Here is a 17,903-nt window from a genome sequence, read left to right on the forward strand (position 1 = left end):
AGGGAAGAAGAAGTAATGAGCAAGGGAATGTCTCTGTTCGAGAAGCGGCGTCGCCGCAACCGCACCGCGCTCCGCGCGCGGGGTTCGGGCCGTCCGCGTCTGTCGATCCATCGTTCGGGCAAGCATATCTATGCCCAGGTGATCGACGATACGGCTGGCAAGACGATCGTCGCCGCATCGACGCTGGAAAAGGACGTGCGCGGCACGAACGGATCCAACATCGAAGCAGCATCGAGTGTCGGCAAGCGTGTCGCCGAAGCGGCCGTGCAGGCAGGCGTCAAGCAGGTCGTCTTCGATCGCGGCGGCTTTCTGTATCATGGTCGCGTCAAGGCGCTGGCGGATGCCGCGCGCGAAGCCGGATTGGAGTTCTAATACATGTCCGATGAAATCCAGACCCAGGCGCCAGACGCAGCAGCCCCCGGCGGCGACAACCGTGGCGGTCCACCACGTGGCGGTCGCGGTCGCGGCGCACCCGGTGGTGGTGGCGGCAACCGTGACGGCCAGCGCCGTGACAGCCGTGGCGGTCGCGACAATCGCGGTCGTGGCGGCCCCGGTGCCGAGGACGGCGGCGAAGAGCTGATCGAAAAGCTCGTGCACATCAACCGCGTGTCGAAGACGGTGAAGGGCGGCAAGCGCTTCGGTTTCGCCGCACTCGTCGTGGTCGGCGATGGCAAGGGCCGTGTCGGCTTCGGCCATGGTAAGGCGCGCGAAGTGCCGGAAGCCATCAGCAAGGCGACCGCCGCTGCCAAAAAGGCAATGGTGCGCGTACCGCTGAAGGAAGGCCGCACGCTGCATCATGATGGCAAGGGCCATTTCGGTGCGGGTCTCGTGACCGTCCGTTCGGCACCACAGGGTACCGGCATCATCGCCGGCGGTCCAATGCGCGCCGTGTTTGAATCGCTGGGCGTGGCAGACGTGGTGACCAAGTCGGTCGGCACCTCCAACCCCTATAACATGATCCGGGCAACCTTTGAGGCGCTGGTCAACCAGACCAGCCCCAAGGCGGTTGCGCAGCGTCGTGGCAAGAAGATCGCCGATCTGCTCGGGCGCGGTGGGTCACAGACCGCCGAAGCCGATGCGCTCGCGGTCGTGGAGTAACTTACATGGCAACGATCAAGATCACGCAGACCGGTTCGCCGATCCGCCGCACCAACGATCAGCGTGCAACGCTGATCGGCCTGGGCCTCAACAAGATGCACAAGACCGTGGAGCTGAACGACACCCCCGAGGTGCGTGGCATGATCCGCAAGGTCGCGCATATGCTGAGCGTCGAGGGCTGAAGCTCTTCTCCCTCTCCGCTGACGTGGAGAGGGTAATTACAAAACCGCGCGAAATAAGCGAAAGCGAGTGCACGATATGAAACTGAACGAACTCCGTGACAACGAAGGCGCCCGCAAGTCGCGGATGCGCGTGGGCCGTGGTATCGGCTCGGGCAAGGGCAAGACCGCTGGCCGTGGCCAGAAGGGTCAGAAGAGCCGCGAAGGCGTGTCCATCGCCGGCTTCGAAGGCGGCCAGATGCCGCTCCACATGCGGCTGCCAAAGCGCGGCTTCAACAACATCTTCGCGAAGGACTATGCCGAGGTTAACCTGGGCGCGATCCAGAAGATGATCGATGCCGGCAAGCTCGCCACCGACGCAACGGTCGATCACGCCGTGTTGAAGGCTGCTGGCCTCGCGCGCGGTGGCAAGGATGGCGTCCGCCTGCTCGCCAAGGGCGAACTGACCACCAAGCTGAGCTTCACCGTTGCCGGCGCGTCGAAGGGCGCGATCGAAGCGGTCGAAAAGCTCGGCGGCAATGTCGACGTGATCCATGTCGTTCCCGCCAATGAAAAGGCTGCGGCCAAGAAGGGCGTGAAGTACAAGGAGCGTCAGGCGCACAAGGCCTCGTTCAAAGCCTAACGTTCAGGGCGTAACGCATCGCTTCGGCGATCAAGCGCTAGGCAAGCCCGCTTGCGTGACTATATGAGCGGCGGGGCGGTAACACGTTTCCCGCCGTTTCAGTTTCCAGGACGATCAGACCGATGGCATCAGTAGCCGAGCAAATGGCCTCCAGCATCAGCTTCGCGAAGTTTTCGCAGGCGACCGACCTCAAGAAGCGGCTGTGGTTCACCATTGTCGCGCTTGTCGTGTTCCGCCTGCTCAGCTTCGTGCCGCTGCCGGGGATCGATCCGACCGCGCTCGGCCTGCTCTCGCAGCAGACCAAGGGCGGCGTGCTTGACCTGTTCAATTCGTTCACCGGCGGCTCGCTGGAGCGAATGAGCCTGACCGCGCTTGGCGTGACGCCGTACATCACCGCATCGATCGTGGTGCAGCTGGCAACATCGCTCTCGCCAACGCTCGCTGCGATCAAGAAGGATGGCGAAAGCGGGCGCAAGCGGCTGAACCAATATACCCGTTACGGCACGGTCGGCCTGACGATGGTGCAGGGCTATTTCATCGCACTTGGTCTCGAGACCTTCGGTGCGGCGCAGGGCGTCGCGGCGGTGATCGAACCGGGCATCCTATTCCGCGTTGCGGCTGTGATTTCGCTGGTCGGCGGCACGATGTTCCTGATGTGGCTGGGCGAGCAGATCACCAGTCGCGGCATCGGCAACGGCATTTCACTGATCATCATGGCGGGTATCGTCGCCAGCATGCCGACGACGCTGTACAACCTGTTCGAGGGCAGCCGCACCGGATCGCTCGATGTCGTCCGACTGCTGGGCATCATCGTCGCGGTGGTCGTGCTGATCCTGTTCATCTGCTTCATGGAGCGCGCGCAGCGCCGTATCCTGATCCAGTACCCGAAGCGCCAGACACAGCGCGGCATGCAGGCCGACCGCAGCCATCTGCCGCTGAAGATCAACACTGCAGGCGTCATCCCCCCCATTTTCGCGTCGTCGCTGCTGCTGATGCCGCTGACGATTACGCAGTTTGCGGGCAATTATGTGCAGGGTGAAAGCAGCTGGGGTGATGCGATCATCACGATGAACCAGTATCTCCAGCATGGTTCGCCGCTCTACATGACGCTGTACGGCGCGGGCATCATCTTCTTCTCGTTCTTCTATACCGCCGTCGTTTTCAATCCTGAGGAAACCGCGGAGAATCTGAAGCGGCACGGTGGGTTCATCCCCGGCATCCGCCCCGGCAAGAACACCGAGCTGTATTTCGATTACGTCCTGACGCGGCTCACCGTGATCGGTGCGGGATATCTGACGATCATCTGCCTTGTGCCCGAATATCTGGTATCGGCGCTGTCGATCCCCTTCTATCTGGGCGGAACGAGCTTGCTGATCGTCGTCAACGTGACGATGGATACGGTGACGCAGATCCAAAGCCACTTGCTTGCGCCTCAATATGGCGATCTGATCAAGAAGGCGAAATCGAAGGGCGGCCGGCTCCGCTAAGAGAGTTGGCGTCGAAAGAGGGGACCTGAGCTTTTGAACATTATCCTGCTGGGGCCCCCCGGGGCGGGCAAGGGCACGCAGGCGGGCCGGTTACAGGCTGAACGCGGCATGGTGCAGCTTTCAACCGGAGACATGCTGCGGGCGGCCGTCAAGTCGGGTAGCCCCGCAGGCCTGAAGGCCAAGGCGGTCATGGAAGCAGGCGAGCTTGTTTCCGATGACATCGTGTCCGCGCTGATCGATGAAAAACTGGGCACGATGGCGGCTGATCAGGGTGCGATCTTTGATGGCTATCCGCGCACCGCACCGCAAGCCGCCTCGCTCGACCAGATCCTGACCGCGCATGGCCGCACGCTCGATCACGTCATTGAGCTCGAGGTCGACGAGGATGCGCTCGTCGAGCGGATTGTCGGTCGGTATAGCTGCGCGAGCTGCGGGACGAACTATCACGACGTTTTCAACCGCCCCAAGGCGGACGGGGTGTGCGACGTGTGCGGCAGCACCGAATTCAAGCGCCGCGCCGATGACAATGCCGAAACGGTGCGCACCCGCATGGCCGAATATCGCGCCAAGACCGCCCCGATCCTGCCGATCTATGACGCGCGCAAGCTGGTCCACCGGATCGACGGCATGGCCGATATCGAGCATGTCAGCGATGCGATCGAAGCGATTCTGGAACCGCGCGCCTGACGTCGACGAAACGGGCCTTGCGATTAAGGTGACAAGCGCATGCACGCTCGTCCATAGAGTCGCCAATGACGACTCGCGCGCAATTACTGAACGAGATGGACGCGATCGAAGCGGTCGCGCGGCGACTGGCCCAGGTCGCTGGGCGCAGCGATCCACAGCGCAAGCATGATCTGGCGATCGCGCGTCGCGAGCTCGCGATGCGGATAATGACGATCATGACGATCGGCGAAGATTATCCGCCGATCAGGCAGGATCCGGTGCTGTATGGCGAGTTGCGCCAGCGGCTCAGTGTGCTTCGTGCTGCGATTGCCGATCATCAAACTCAGTGGTCTGCTGTTGCGATCGACAGTGACGATGCGGCCTATATCGCGTCGTCGAACGCGGTTCAGGCAGCGGGACGCGATTTTATGACATGGGTACGCGGCGTGGTAGAGCGTCAGGCGGTCGCTTCGGTTTGAGGCGTCGGAACCACGGGCAGCGCTCTTTTTGGTTGTCGGTCTGGGGGAGCAGAAGATGCAGGTTCGTTTGGTACTGCTGCTGGCAGCATTCGCCGCAACGCCGGCCGTGGCGGACGTGGTAGCGGTCACGCCGGGCAGCTTCGAGATCAGCCAAACGGTGACGATCAACGCGCCGGTTGCGAACACTTGGGATATGCTGCGTGCGCCCCAGAAATGGTGGAACAAGGATCACACTTATTCGGGCGACAGCGCCAATCTCTATCTCGATTCGCAAGCGACCGGGTGTTTTTGCGAACGGCTTCCCGGTGGCGGCAGCGTCGAGCATGGTCGGATCGTCCATCTGCGCCCGCAAAAAATGATGCGGCTGAACGCCGCGCTCGGCCCGCTGCAGGCAGAAGCGGTGACGGGCACGCTGACTTGGACGCTGACCGCAGAGGGGGAGAACGCAACCCGGATCAAGCTGACCTATGTCGTGGGCGGCCATATCCGCGGCGGAGCGGAGGCGCTTGCGCCTGCCGTTGATGAGGTGATGGCGGTACAGATGCTCGGGCTGAAATCGGCGACCGAAGCGATGCCGGCCCCTGAAGCGCAACCGGCAAAAGAATAGTCAGCGCGCCTCGGCTGCCCTTTTGGCGCGCCCAGGCAATGTGCGCAGAAAATAGCCGATCAGCCCAACGCCCACGACGGTGGGCAGCCCCCAGATAATGGGGTTAAAGGCGTGTTCGGGAAACAGCTCGATCAACCCGACCGACAGGAAGGCAGTATAAGCGGCAATCCCGGTTGCCACCATCGCCTTCAGATGTTCGGGGATGTAATCGCGCGCACCGGGGGCAGCCCGGAACATGTACCATAGATAGGTTGAAGTGGTGCCGAAGCCGATGATCGCAACGCCGATCATCAGCGGCTGGCCGAGCATGATCCCTTGGGCGAAGCAAATGACGCCGGTCACCAGCACCGCGATCTGCAGCGCGATCATCGACCAGTGGCGGTTGGCGGCGTGGTCGCGCTTGTTGGCAACCATCTTCAGGCCGTAGCGCGTCATGCTCATCGTCAGCAGCGCCAGATAGATCATCATCCAGCCGAACAGACCGCGGTACAGCGTTTCATCGGTCAGTTGCGGGTGCATCGCCAGTGGCCAGCGCAGCGATAACGTGCCCATGCCCAGCGCCATGAAGCTGGCGATATAAATGGCCGTGGTGAAGGCCTTGCCCCAGCGACGATGGGCAGGGCCGCCCTTGCGCGTCAGCACCGATCCCCAGCAGCTCGAAAGCGCGACGACGCCGGCAGCGACATGGACGATCAGGATAAGATTGAACAGCCAGGGCATGATGGCCCGGAACCCTTTGTTGATGCGGTCGTCAGCATGTTTCAGCTGGGTCGTGTGCGCAAGATGAAACATCGGCTTTTGAGTTTCATGCGCTGGCGTGCCGGCGTCATTTTGCGGTCTCGCTTGCCGATCAGGTTCGACTTTGGCATAACTTGCACGCAACCAGCCGCGAGCGCTTGACAGCTGTCGCGCTGCGGCCTAAGCGCCTGCTCTTCCGAAACACCGGTTACCGGCGGCGTGCTAACGCGCGCCGGTGTCGTGCGTTAGAGATGTCAACGCGATGAGATGGGGCCGGTGCAGCCATGCCAGGCCCTGTGGAGCAGGAGAACTAAGTTCATGGCACGTATTGCGGGTGTTAACATCCCGACCAACAAGCGCGTTGTTATCGCGCTCACCTATATTCACGGCATTGGCAACACCAAGGCCAAGGAAATCACCACCAAGCTGGGCATTGCGCCAGAGCGTCGCGTGCAGGACCTGAGCGATCAGGAAGTGCTGCAGATCCGCGAGACGATCGATGCCGATCACACCGTCGAAGGCGATCTTCGCCGTGAAGTGTCGATCAACATCAAGCGTCTGATGGATCTGGCCTGCTATCGCGGGCTTCGCCATCGCAAGGGCCTGCCGGTCCGCGGCCAGCGCACGCATACCAATGCGCGCACCCGCAAGGGCAAGGCTAAGCCGATTGCCGGCAAGAAGAAGTAAGCAGGGCTAGTCCCGCACTTTTTCTCAAACCCAGCTTAGACAGGTCAGGATTTTTCAAATGGCACGCGAACCTCAGCGCATTCGTCGGCGCGAGCGCAAGAACATCACCAGCGGCGTCGCGCATGTGAACGCCAGCTTCAACAACACGATGATCACGATCACCGATGCCCAGGGCAACGCGATTTCGTGGTCGTCGGCGGGCATGATGGGTTTCAAGGGGTCGCGTAAGTCGACGCCTTATGCTGCCCAGGTTGCTGCTGAAGACGCTGGCCGCAAGGCTGCCGAACACGGCGTGCGCACGCTGGAAGTTGAAGTGAAGGGCCCGGGTTCAGGCCGCGAATCGGCGCTTCGCGCGCTGCAGGCGGTGGGTTTCCAGATCACGTCGATCCGTGACGTGACCTCGATCCCGCACAATGGCGTTCGCCCTTCAAAGCGTCGCCGCGTCTGATTTACGGCTTGTTCGCGCGCGATTGAACCGCTGGCGCGAACAGGTCTCCCATCGGCTGGAGCAACGCCCCCGCTCCCGCCCAAAACCAAGGGGAAGCCCGTGTCCGTGAATGCAAAGAACTGGCAAGAACTGAAGAAGCCCAGCAGCCTTGAACGCAAGGCTGGTGGCGATGCGAAGCGCAAGTCGACCTTCATCGCTGAACCGCTCGAGCGTGGCTTTGGCCTGACGCTTGGCAACGCGCTGCGCCGCGTGTTGCTGTCGTCACTGCAGGGTGCTGCGGTGACCTCGATCAAGATTGAAAACGTGCTGCACGAATTCTCGTCGCTGGCGGGTGTGCGTGAAGACGTGACCGACATCGTCCTGAACGTGAAGCAGATCGCGCTGCGCATGCAGGGCGAAGGCCCGAAGCGGCTCCAGCTCTCGGCGACCGGCCCCGGTCAGGTGACCGCGGGTGACATCGCCGTTTCGGGCGATATCGAAGTGCTGAACCCCAATCTGGTGATCTGCCACCTCGATGATGGCGCGACGCTGAACATGGAACTGACGGCTGATGTCGGTAAGGGGTACGTCCCCGCCGTCGCCAACCGCCCGGCTGATGCACCGATCGGCCTGATCCCGGTCGATGCGCTGTACTCGCCGGTCCGCCAGGTCAGCTACAAGGTGGAAAACACCCGCGTTGGCCAGGAACTGGATTACGACAAGCTGACGCTGACGGTGGAAACCGATGGCACGGTTACCCCCGATGACGCGGTCGCCTATGCCGGTCGCATCCTGCAGGACCAGCTCGCATTGTTCGTCCACTTCGACGAATCGGCGATGGTTCGTTCGGCGCCGATCGGCCATGCAGCACCTGCCGCGACGTCGGACGTGCAAGGCGATGCCCAGCAGATCAACCGTTACCTGCTCAAGAAGGTCGACGAGCTCGAACTGTCGGTCCGCTCGGCAAACTGCCTGAAGAACGACAACATCATCTATATCGGCGATCTGGTGCAGAAGACCGAGGCAGAGATGCTGCGTACCCCGAACTTCGGTCGCAAGTCGCTGAACGAGATCAAGGAAGTGCTGTCGTCGATGGGTCTGCGTCTGGGCATGGAAATCCCCGGCTGGCCGCCTGAGAACATCGAAGAGATGGCGAAGAAGTTGGAACAAGAAATAATGGGCTGAGCCTTTTTGGCTCGTCTCCCCGGACTTGATCCGGGGTCCCGCTTCTTCGGAGCGGGCCAAGTAAGCGGGGCCCCGGCTCAAGGCCGGGGTGACGGAATATCGGTGGTCTCAGCGTCGCCACCTGGTCTGGGGTACCTGATACGGCCCCCTAACGAACGAAGGAATGAACAATGCGCCATCGCGTAGGCGGTCGTAAACTCTCGCGGACTTCGGCCCACCGCACAGCACTTTTCCGCAACCTGTCGGCAGCGCTCATCAAGCACGAACAGATCACCACCACCGTCGCCAAGGCGAAGGAACTGCGCCCGTACGTCGAAAAGCTGATCACGCTGGCGAAGAAGGGTGGTCTGTCGAACCGCCGCCTCGCGCATGCGCGGCTGCTCGACGACGCGCAGCTCACCAAGCTGTTCGACACGCTGGCATCGCGTTACGCCGATCGCAATGGCGGCTATACCCGCATCATCAAGACCGGCCCTCGCGGCTCGGACGCGGCCCCAATGGCGATCATCGAGTTCGTCGACCGTGACGTTTCCGCCAAGGGCCAGGATTCGGGCCCGGTGATGGGCGATGACGAGTATGATCAGGCTGCATAAGCGCTGATCCGCGTCGCGCAGATCGACGCATCAGGGATATTGAGAAAGGGGTCGCACCTGTTACGGTGCGGCTCCTTTTTTACGTCCGGAGCCTGAACCCATGCGTCGTGCCCTCCCGCTGATGTTGTTTGCCCTGCCAACGCCCGCCTTTGCCGAGACTAGCCCGGAGACGACCGCGACCATGCCTGCCCCCATCGCCTATCCGCAGACCCGCCGCGTCGACCAGATCGATGAGCAGTTCGGTGTGAAAGTCGCCGATCCCTATCGCTGGCTGGAAAATGATGTGCGGACCGATGCTGAGGTGAAGGCGTGGGTCGATTCGCAGGTCGCGGTGACGAGCGGGTATCTGGCCTCGTTGCCAGGTCGGGATACCTTCAAGGCTCGGATGAAAGAACTCTATAATTATGAGCGGTTCGGCCTGCCGGTGAAGAAGGGCGGGAAGTATTTCTACAGCCGCAATTCGGGGCTGCAAAACCAGTCGGTCCTGTATGTCCGCGATACGCTGGCGGGTGAGGGGCGGGTGGTGATCGACCCCAATGGCTGGTCGAAGGACGGCGCGACCGCGCTTGCCGAATGGGTGCCATCAGAGGACGGCAGCAAGGTGCTGTACGGCGTGCAGGACGGCGGCACCGATTGGCGCACGCTGAAGGTGCTCGATGTGAATACCGGTCAGCTGCTCAGCGATACCGTGGAGTGGGTGAAGTTCTCCGGCCTCAGCTGGGCAAAGGACGGGTCGGGCTTCTTCTATTCGGCCTTTCCGGCCCCGGCGGAAGGCGCCAAATTCCAGGCGCTGAACGAGAATCAGAAGGTGTTTTTCCATACGCTCGGCACGCCGCAATCGGCCGACCGGCTGGTCTATGCGACGCCCGACAAGCCCCGCCAGGGCCATATCGCGCAGCTGACCGATGATGGCCGTTGGCTCGTCATCGCCACCACCCAGGGCACCGACCGCCGGTACGAAGTCCATGTGATCGACCAGACCAAGCCGGGTGCGACGCCGCGCATGGTGTTCAAGGGGCTGGAATATGAGTGGGCGCTTGCCGGTAATCAGGGCGAAACCCTGTACTGGAAAACCAATAATGGCGCGCCCAAGCTGCGGATCGTCGCGACCGATCTTTCAGCGAAGAGCGAGTTGCCCACGATTCGTGAGATCGTGCCGGAAGACAAGGCGGTGCTGGAAAGTGCGACGATCATCGGCGGCAATCTGATTGCCGAATATCTGGTCGATGTGAAAAGCGAAGTTCGGCTGTACACGCTGGACGGGAAGAAGCGCGGCACCGTGCCGCTGCCCGGTATCGGCTCGGTTGGCGGGTTTGGCGGCGATCAGCTCGATACCGAAACCTTCTTTGCCTTTACCAGCTTTGCCACGCCGACCACCGTCTATCGCTATGATGTGAAGGCGAACACAGCGACGCCCTGGGCGACGCCGAAAGTGGCATTTGATCCGGCAGACTATGTCGTCCAGCAAAAATTCTACGCATCGAAGGATGGCACCAAGGTGCCGATGTTCGTCGTGCACAAAAAGACGCTTGGCAAAGGCCCCGCACCGACGCTGCTTTATGCCTATGGCGGCTTCAACATCTCGACCATGCCGGGCTTTTCGGCGACGCGGCTGGCGTGGATGGAGCAGGGCGGCGTGCTTGCGGTCGCCAATATCCGCGGCGGCGGCGAATATGGCACTGCCTGGCACGACGGCGGTCGGCTGGCGAACAAGCAGAATGTGTTCGATGATTTCATCGCCGCGGGCGAATATCTGATCGCGCAAGGCGTCACGTCGAAGGACAAGCTGACGATTCAGGGCGGATCGAATGGCGGCTTGCTGGTCGGTGCAGTGGTCAACCAGCGGCCTGACCTGTTTGCAGCGGCGCTGCCAGCCGTTGGCGTGATGGACATGCTGCGGTTCGACCGGTTCACGGCCGGGCGTTACTGGGTCGATGATTATGGCTATCCATCGAAGGAAGCTGATTTCAAGGTGTTGCTGGCATATTCGCCCTATCACAATGTGAAGGGCGGGCGCGATTATCCGGCCATCCTGGCGACGACGGCCGATACCGATGATCGCGTCGTGCCGGGTCATACCTTCAAATATGCCGCCGCCATCCAGGCGGCAAATATCGGTCCCAAACCCCACCTTGTCCGCATCGAAACCCGCGCCGGACACGGCAGCGGCAAGCCGACCGACAAGATCATCGAGGAAGCGGCGGACCTATGGGCGTTCGCGGCGAAATGGACGGGGATGGTGGTGAAGTAGCAAGACGCGCGAAACACCTGCCCGTTCATGGGCTGGCGATGATCGATACCTGTTGCATATAGCTATGACACCTGATTAAAGATGCAGTCTGAAGGGGTTGAGCCCATGAATTTACATGGGCCGTCCTCGAAAAAGACATGCTCACCTGACATCGCGCTTGACTAGGCGCTCGCTCGCTGGCAATTATGTCAGTGTCCCGTGACATATTGTCATGGTGAAATGACATCTGATCGATGTCCGAGCGGTGCGACGAGGAGGCTAGGATGACATCAGGTGTGTCGGCGACATTCCTGCGGCTTCAGGGGGTCGTGAAGCGCTTCGGCGATTTCACGGCGGTCGATGATCTGAGCTTCGCGGTCGCCCCCGGCGAGGTGTTCGGCTTTCTGGGCGGCAATGGCGCGGGGAAGACGACATCGCTCCGCATGGTGCTCGATATTCTGCGGCCGGATCGCGGCAAAATCGACGTGCTCGGCAAGCCGCCGGGGCGCGGGGCAAGCGCGAAGCTTGGCTTCCTACCCGAAGAGCGCGGGCTCTACCGAACGATGACAGCGATCGAGACGATTGTGTATTTCGGGCGGTTAAAGGGCATGAGCGCCGGGGACGCGCGCCGTGAAGGGCTGACGTTGCTCGAGCGGTTCGGGCTGGGTGAATTTGCCAAGACGACCGTCGACAAGCTGTCAAAGGGCATGGCGCAAAAGGTTCAGCTGGCGACGGCAATCGTCAACAAGCCGCAACTGCTGATCCTCGATGAGCCCTTTTCCGGCCTCGATCCGGTCAATCAGGGGCTGCTCGAAGACGAGATTCTGGGCGCCGCGAAGAATGGTGCGGCCGTGGTCTTTTCAACGCATGTCATGCAGCATGCCGAGCGGATGTGCGATCGGCTGCTGTTTCTGGCGCATGGCCGCAAGCAGTTTGAGGGCACGCAGGACGGCGCACGCGCGACGCTGCCGGTGCGGCTGACCTTGGTGTCGCAGCAATCACCAGCGACACTTACCGGGGTGGTGGGCGCAACCGAGATTGGCACGCCGAACGAGGGGTGGCAGGCCTGGGATGTGCAACTGGCCCCCGGCGGTAATCCCGATGACCTGCTGCAGCACTGCACGGCGCAGGGCTTTCCACTGCGGCGGTTCGAACAGCATCGCCCGAGCATGCACGAGGTTTTTCTTCACATTGTCGGCGGCGCGGAGGCACGGCCATGATTCAGCACATCCTGCTCGTCGCCGCGCGCGAATTTCGCCAGATCGCTGCCACGCGCAGCTTTTGGCTCACCTTGCTCATCGTGCCGCTGGCGCTGGCGATCGGGCCGTTGGCGTCGCGCATCACGGGGCGGTCGAATGTCGAAACCGTCATGCTGGTCGATCAGGCTGGCGGCGGCACCGCAGCCGCTATCCGGCAACGGATCGAAACCGATGAACAGCGTTATGTGCTGATCGCGCTGTCACGCTTCGTGAAGCGTCGTGATCTTCAGCGGGCGGCGCCGGATGCGATCTGGGCGCGCAATGCGCGGTGGTTCAGCGATGCCGATGTGCAGGCGTTCACCGCATCGGGCGGGCAAAAGGCGGCGCTGGCAAAGATCGCGGCGGTCGCGCCCGATGACGCCAAAAGCTTTGAAGCGCCCGAACCTGATTACCGGATCGTCGATACCCCGGCGGCAGTCGCCAAAGCGTCGCCGACCACCATCGATGCGCAGCTGGAACCATTGCTCCGCCCGGCTGATAAATCGGGGCGCAAGCCGATCGATTATGTCTTGCTGATCCCGCGCGATTTCGGCACGTCGCCGGTGGTGCGGCTTTGGGCGAACGGCCAGCCACGCGCGTCGTTCGTCACCACGCTCCAGTCGGTGCTGACGGGCGAACTGCGGACGCGCTTCCTGCAGGCCAATGCAGTGGCGCCAACAATCGCCACGGCTGCAAACGGCGTGTTTCCCGCGATCAGCGTGACGACGCCGCCCGAGGGCAGCGGACGCGAACGGGTGGTTATTCGATCGATTCTGCCACTGGCGGTTGCGTATATCCTGATGATGTCGCTCGTGCTGTCGGGCGGCTGGATGTTGCAGGGCGCGATCGAGGAGCGAAGCAACAAGCTGATCGAAACCGTCTTGGCGTGCGTCACCCCGAACGAACTGATGTACGGCAAGCTGGTTGGCACGGTGGCGATCGGCCTGGCGATGGTCGTCACCTGGGTCGCGTGCGGCCTGTTCGCGGCCTATGCGACACAAGGCGCCATTGCCGAACTGATCAAGCCCGCGCTGGAGCCGGTATCGTCGTTCACCAGCATCGCGACGATCATCTTCTTCTTCGTCGCTGGCTATGTGATGGTGTCGATGATCTTCCTCGTGATCGGGGTGATGAGCGAATCGATGCGCGATGCGCAGGGTTTCCTCACCCCTGTGATGCTCGCGATCGTGGTTCCCTTCACGATTCTGCTCCAGGCGATTCTGGCGGGCAAGGGCGGGGTGCTGGTTGAGGCGATGACGTGGATTCCGCTCTACACGCCCTTTGCGGTGCTGGCCCGGCTCGGGTCAGGCATTCCGACGTGGCAAGTCTTTGCTTCCGGCGCGGTCCTGGTGGTGTTTATTATTGTCGAGATCATCCTGCTCGGCCGCATCTTCCGCGCGAATCTGCTGGGCGGTGGTGCGCGACCCAGCCTGAAGGCGCTGATGGGCATGATGCGCCCGGGTGGCTGATGAGGCCCCTTCATATGTAGGAAAATTGCTGCCACTGTCGTCCTGATGATGCAGAAGTCGTCAGAACTCGGTTATCTTCGCAGGTGCAACTCGGTTATTTCACCCCTCTCGCAAAAGGCGATGGAGACCCGCAACTTCCGCAACTTCACCCGCAACTTCACTGGCAACTTTGGCCCCAAATCGCTCGATCGCCGTGCCGCACTGGCCTTCGCCGCACCACCTCGCTATCTGACCGCATGATCCAGCATCCCGACTCCATCCTCATCATCGATTTCGGCAGCCAGGTGACTCAGCTCATCGCGCGCCGCGTACGTGAGGCGGGGGTGTATAGCGAAATCGCGCCTTTCAACGCCGCCGCCGATGCCTTTGCGCGTATGCAGCCCAAGGGCGTGATCCTGTCGGGATCGCCCGCCTCGGTGCTCGATGCCGAAAGCCCGCGCGCGCCGGACGTGGTTTTCGACAGCGGCGTGCCCGTGCTGGGCATCTGTTACGGCCAGCAGACGATGATGGCGCAGCTCGGCGGCGACGTGCAGCTGGGCGACAGTGGCGAGTTCGGCCATGCCTTTATCGAGGTGCAGGATAGCTGCGACCTGTTCAATGGCCTGTGGACCGAGGGCGAAACGCATCAGGTATGGATGAGCCATGGCGACAAGGTGACCAGCCTCGCGCCCGGTTTCCGCACCGTCGCCACCAGCCCCGGCGCGCCCTTCGCCGTCATCGCCGATGATGCGCGCCATTATTACGCGATGCAGTTCCACCCCGAGGTCGTCCACACCCCCGATGGCGGCAAGCTGATCGCCAATTTCGCGCGACATGTGTGCGGGCTGGCGGGTGACTGGACGATGGCCGAATTCCGCCAAACCAAGATTGATGAAATCCGCGCGCAGGTGGGCACCGGCAAGGTTATTTGCGGGCTTTCGGGCGGGGTCGATTCAGCGGTGGCGGCCGTGCTTATCCACGAAGCGATCGGATCGCAGCTCACCTGCGTGTTCGTCGATCACGGGTTGATGCGCAGCGGCGAGGCCGATCAGGTCGTCGGGCTGTTCCGCAACCACTATAATATCCCGCTGGTGCATGTGAATGCCGAGACATTGTTCCTGAACGGGCTGAAGGGGCTCACTGATCCGGAAGCCAAGCGCAAGTTCATCGGCGCAACCTTTATCGAAGTGTTCGAGGCCGAAGCACGCAAGATCGGCGGGGCGGAATTCTTGGCGCAGGGGACGCTATACCCCGATGTGATCGAAAGCGTCAGCTTCACTGGCGGGCCATCGGTGACGATCAAGAGCCACCATAATGTCGGCGGCCTGCCCGAACGCATGAATATGAAGCTCGTCGAGCCGCTGCGTGAGCTGTTCAAGGATGAAGTCCGCGCGCTCGGCCGCGAGCTTGGCCTGCCCGATATCTTTGTCGGGCGGCATCCTTTCCCCGGCCCGGGGCTCGCGATCCGGATCCCCGGCGAAGTCACCAAGGAACGATGCGACATTCTGCGCAAGGCCGATGCGATCTACCTCGAGGAAATCCGCAACGCCGGGCTCTACGACGCGATCTGGCAGGCGTTCGCGGTGCTGCTGCCGGTGCGCAGCGTCGGGGTGATGGGGGACGGGCGGACCTATGACAATGTGCTCGCCCTGCGCGCCGTCACGAGCACCGATGGCATGACGGCACAGGCGTTCGAATTCCCCGGCGGCCTGCTCCCCCGCATGGCGACCCGCATCGTCAACGAGGTGAAGGGCATCAACCGCGTCACCTATGACTATACGAGCAAACCGCCCGGCACCATCGAGTGGGAGTGAGGACTGTAATCTCCAGCCGCGCCCAATCGGTGCGGCGGCGTTCCAATTGGTCTTTCACTAACTCAATATCATGAAATCGATTGGACGCCCGTTGGGCAGGCCTTAGGTTGGGTGGAGAGCGAAAGAACAGAAACGCCATAGGAGGAGCTGATATGGGAAATGAAGGACAATGCCCGGTCGCGAAGACCGATCATGACCGCGCCAAAATCTGGGGCATGTCGAACCGCGATTGGTGGCCGAACCAGCTCCATCTCGGCATGTTGCACCAGCATTCGGCCAAGTCCGACCCAATGGGCGCGGACTTTGATTATGCAGCGGAATTCAAGACGCTTGATCTCGAAGCCGTGGTGACCGACCTGCATGCCCTGATGACCGATTCGCAGCCCTGGTGGCCAGCCGATTACGGTCATTATGGCCCGTTTTTCATTCGCATGGCCTGGCACAGCGCTGGCACCTATCGCATCGCCGATGGCCGCGGTGGCGCTGGTTCGGGCACGCAGCGTTTCGCGCCGCTCAACAGTTGGCCGGACAATGGCAATCTCGATAAGGCGCGCCGCTTGCTCTGGCCGATCAAGCAGAAATATGGCCGCAAGCTCAGCTGGGCCGATCTGATGATTCTGGCTGGCAACGTCGCGCTTGAATCGATGGGCTTCAAGACGTTCGGGTTTGCCGGTGGCCGCGCTGATGTGTGGGAACCCGAAGAGGATATCTATTGGGGCCCGGAAGGCAAATGGCTGGAGGATCAGCGCTATAGCGGTGATCGCGAACTGGCCAATCCATTGGGTGCCGTCCAGATGGGGCTGATCTACGTCAACCCCGAAGGTCCAAACGGCAAGCCCGATCCGGTCGCTTCTGGCCGTGACATCCGTGAGACCTTTGCCCGCATGGCAATGAATGACGAAGAGACTGTCGCGCTGGTCGCTGGTGGTCATACCTTCGGCAAGGCGCATGGCGCGGGTGACCCGAGCAAATATGTCGGGCCGGAACCCGAAGGCGCGCCGATTGAAGCGATGGGCTTTGGCTGGATCAACACGATGGGCAGCGGCGTCGGCGTCGACACCATCACCAGCGGGATCGAGGGCGCCTGGACGCCAACCCCGATCACCTGGGACAACAGCTATTTCGACACGCTGTTCGGCAATGAATGGGAATTGACCCATAGCCCTGCCGGTGCCCAGCAATGGACGCCCAAGAATGCCGAAGCGCAGGGCACGGTGCCGGATGCGCATGATCCTGCACGTCGCCACGCGCCGATGATGACGACCGCGGATATGGCGATGCGGATGGACCCGGTCTATGAGAAGATCTCGCGCCGCTTCCACCAGAACCCGGCCGAGTTCGCCGATGCTTTTGCACGTGCTTGGTACAAGCTGACCCACCGCGACATGGGGCCACGCCCGCTCTATCTGGGGCCGCTGGTGCCACAGGAAGTCCTGATTTGGCAGGATCCTGTGCCCGACGTTACCTATCAGCTGATCGACACGCAGGACATCGCAGCGCTGAAAGCCAAGATTTTGGCCGCAGGTCTGTCGATTTCACAGCTCGTGTCGACGGCATGGGCGTCGGCATCGACCTTCCGTGGTTCGGACAAGCGCGGCGGTGCCAATGGTGGACGGCTCCGGCTTGCGCCGCAAAAGGATTGGGAGGTCAACCAGCCGGCCCAGTTGGCAACGGTGCTGGCCGCGTTGGAGGGCATTCAGCGCGATTTCAATGCTTCGCAGACCGGCGAAAAGCAGGTCTCCATCGCTGATCTGATCGTGCTTGGCGGGTGCGCAGCGGTTGAGCAGGCGGCGAAGAGCGCCGGTCACGAGGTGACGGTGCCGTTCACCCCGGGACGCACCGATGCGTCGCAGGTAGAAACCGATGTCCATTCCTTTGCGGTGCTTGAGCCCGAAGCCGATGGGTTCCGCAACTATCTGAAGGCAGGCACGGGTGTTTCGGCCGAAGAGCGGCTTGTCGACCGCGCCCAGTTGTTGACGCTGACGGCACCCGAAATGACCGTGCTGATCGGCGGATTGCGGGTACTGAACGCCAATGTCGGCCAGGTCGCCCATGGTGCCCTGACCAAACGGCCATGGATGTTGACGACGGACTTCTTCGTCAATCTGCTCGATACGAACATCATCTGGGCACCGGCTGCCGGATCAAGCGATGTGTTCGAGGGGCGCGATCGCACCACTGGTGAGATCAAGTGGACGGGCACGCGGGTCGACCTGATCTTTGGGTCGCATTCGCAGCTGCGCGGCCTGGCAGAGGTCTATGCCTGTGCCGACTCCGACACCAAGTTCGTGGCCGATTTTGTGGCGGCCTGGAACAAGGTGATGAACCTCGATCGATTCGACCTGGCCTGATTGCGGGCGATATGAGCCACCAGCGCCAGCGATGGCGCTGAACGGGGCGGCGCT

The 17,903-nt window shown here is 61.9% G+C and carries 18 protein-coding genes; 17 read left to right on the forward strand and 1 reads right to left on the reverse strand.

The window, feature by feature from the left end; all coding sequences use genetic code 11:
* Positions 1-15: 15 nt before the first annotated feature.
* The 8 genes from rplR to B7Y49_RS10235 all read left to right on the forward strand — a co-directional run bounded on the left by rplR (position 16) and on the right by B7Y49_RS10235 (position 5,138).
* A complete protein-coding gene (gene rplR / locus B7Y49_RS10200; protein ID WP_374127516.1) occupies positions 16-372 on the forward strand; it encodes a 50S ribosomal protein L18 in 357 nt (118 codons plus the stop codon).
* A gap of 3 nt (positions 373-375) precedes the next feature.
* The gene (gene rpsE, locus B7Y49_RS10205; protein ID WP_374127484.1) at positions 376-1,098 is read left to right on the forward strand and encodes a 30S ribosomal protein S5; all 723 of its coding nucleotides are present in this window, start codon (positions 376-378) and stop codon (positions 1,096-1,098) included.
* A gap of 5 nt (positions 1,099-1,103) precedes the next feature.
* On the forward strand, positions 1,104-1,280 hold the full coding sequence (gene rpmD / locus B7Y49_RS10210; protein ID WP_374127485.1) for an uL30 family ribosomal protein: 177 nt from the start codon (positions 1,104-1,106) through the stop codon (positions 1,278-1,280).
* Positions 1,281-1,356: 76 nt separating this feature from the next.
* Positions 1,357-1,899, forward strand: a complete 543-nt coding sequence (gene rplO / locus B7Y49_RS10215; RefSeq protein WP_374127486.1) for a 50S ribosomal protein L15 — start codon at positions 1,357-1,359, stop codon at positions 1,897-1,899.
* A gap of 122 nt (positions 1,900-2,021) precedes the next feature.
* The gene (gene secY, locus B7Y49_RS10220) at positions 2,022-3,386 is read left to right on the forward strand and encodes a preprotein translocase subunit SecY (RefSeq protein ID WP_374127487.1); all 1,365 of its coding nucleotides are present in this window, start codon (positions 2,022-2,024) and stop codon (positions 3,384-3,386) included.
* 33 nt (positions 3,387-3,419) lie between these two features.
* On the forward strand, positions 3,420-4,073 hold the full coding sequence (locus tag B7Y49_RS10225) for a nucleoside monophosphate kinase (RefSeq protein ID WP_374127488.1): 654 nt from the start codon (positions 3,420-3,422) through the stop codon (positions 4,071-4,073).
* 65 nt (positions 4,074-4,138) lie between these two features.
* Positions 4,139-4,531 (forward strand): hypothetical protein, encoded by a 393-nt coding sequence (locus tag B7Y49_RS10230; protein WP_374127489.1) that lies wholly within the window; start codon positions 4,139-4,141, stop codon positions 4,529-4,531.
* A gap of 55 nt (positions 4,532-4,586) precedes the next feature.
* Complete coding sequence (locus B7Y49_RS10235) at positions 4,587-5,138, forward strand: SRPBCC family protein (RefSeq protein ID WP_374127490.1); 552 nt, start codon at positions 4,587-4,589, stop codon at positions 5,136-5,138.
* On the opposite strand, the gene B7Y49_RS10240 is transcribed toward B7Y49_RS10235, so the two are convergent.
* On the reverse strand, positions 5,139-5,930 hold the full coding sequence (locus B7Y49_RS10240; RefSeq protein WP_374127491.1) for a hypothetical protein: 792 nt from the start codon (positions 5,928-5,930) through the stop codon (positions 5,139-5,141).
* A gap of 264 nt (positions 5,931-6,194) precedes the next feature.
* Here B7Y49_RS10240 and rpsM point away from each other — a divergent pair, with 264 nt between their 5' ends.
* The 9 genes from rpsM (at position 6,195) to katG (ending at position 17,849) form a co-directional block, all read left to right on the forward strand.
* Positions 6,195-6,563, forward strand: a complete 369-nt coding sequence (rpsM, locus tag B7Y49_RS10245; protein ID WP_374127492.1) for a 30S ribosomal protein S13 — start codon at positions 6,195-6,197, stop codon at positions 6,561-6,563.
* 58 nt (positions 6,564-6,621) lie between these two features.
* Positions 6,622-7,011 carry a 30S ribosomal protein S11 gene (rpsK, locus tag B7Y49_RS10250; protein WP_066652168.1) on the forward strand — a complete coding sequence of 130 codons (390 nt, stop codon included), beginning with the start codon at positions 6,622-6,624 and terminating at the stop codon, positions 7,009-7,011.
* A 99-nt stretch (positions 7,012-7,110) separates the two neighbouring features.
* Positions 7,111-8,175 carry a DNA-directed RNA polymerase subunit alpha gene (locus B7Y49_RS10255; RefSeq protein WP_374127493.1) on the forward strand — a complete coding sequence of 355 codons (1,065 nt, stop codon included), beginning with the start codon at positions 7,111-7,113 and terminating at the stop codon, positions 8,173-8,175.
* 170 nt (positions 8,176-8,345) lie between these two features.
* Positions 8,346-8,768, forward strand: a complete 423-nt coding sequence (rplQ, locus tag B7Y49_RS10260) for a bL17 family ribosomal protein (protein WP_374127494.1) — start codon at positions 8,346-8,348, stop codon at positions 8,766-8,768.
* Between the two features lie 100 nt (positions 8,769-8,868).
* The gene (locus B7Y49_RS10265) at positions 8,869-11,019 is read left to right on the forward strand and encodes a prolyl oligopeptidase family protein (protein ID WP_374127495.1); all 2,151 of its coding nucleotides are present in this window, start codon (positions 8,869-8,871) and stop codon (positions 11,017-11,019) included.
* A gap of 263 nt (positions 11,020-11,282) precedes the next feature.
* The gene (locus tag B7Y49_RS10270) at positions 11,283-12,218 is read left to right on the forward strand and encodes an ABC transporter ATP-binding protein (RefSeq protein WP_374127496.1); all 936 of its coding nucleotides are present in this window, start codon (positions 11,283-11,285) and stop codon (positions 12,216-12,218) included.
* The gene (locus tag B7Y49_RS10275) at positions 12,215-13,705 is read left to right on the forward strand and encodes an ABC transporter permease (protein WP_374127497.1); all 1,491 of its coding nucleotides are present in this window, start codon (positions 12,215-12,217) and stop codon (positions 13,703-13,705) included. The genes B7Y49_RS10270 and B7Y49_RS10275 overlap by 4 nt, the downstream gene beginning before the upstream one ends.
* 239 nt (positions 13,706-13,944) lie before the next feature.
* Positions 13,945-15,498, forward strand: coding sequence for a glutamine-hydrolyzing GMP synthase (gene guaA, locus B7Y49_RS10280; protein WP_374127517.1), 1,554 nt, complete (start codon positions 13,945-13,947; stop codon positions 15,496-15,498).
* Positions 15,499-15,650: 152 nt separating this feature from the next.
* Complete coding sequence (gene katG / locus B7Y49_RS10285) at positions 15,651-17,849, forward strand: catalase/peroxidase (RefSeq protein WP_374127498.1); 2,199 nt, start codon at positions 15,651-15,653, stop codon at positions 17,847-17,849.
* Positions 17,850-17,903: the final 54 nt, after the last annotated feature.

Source organism: Sphingomonas sp. 28-62-11 (assembly GCF_002278865.1).
GTDB lineage: Bacteria > Pseudomonadota > Alphaproteobacteria > Sphingomonadales > Sphingomonadaceae > Sphingomonas.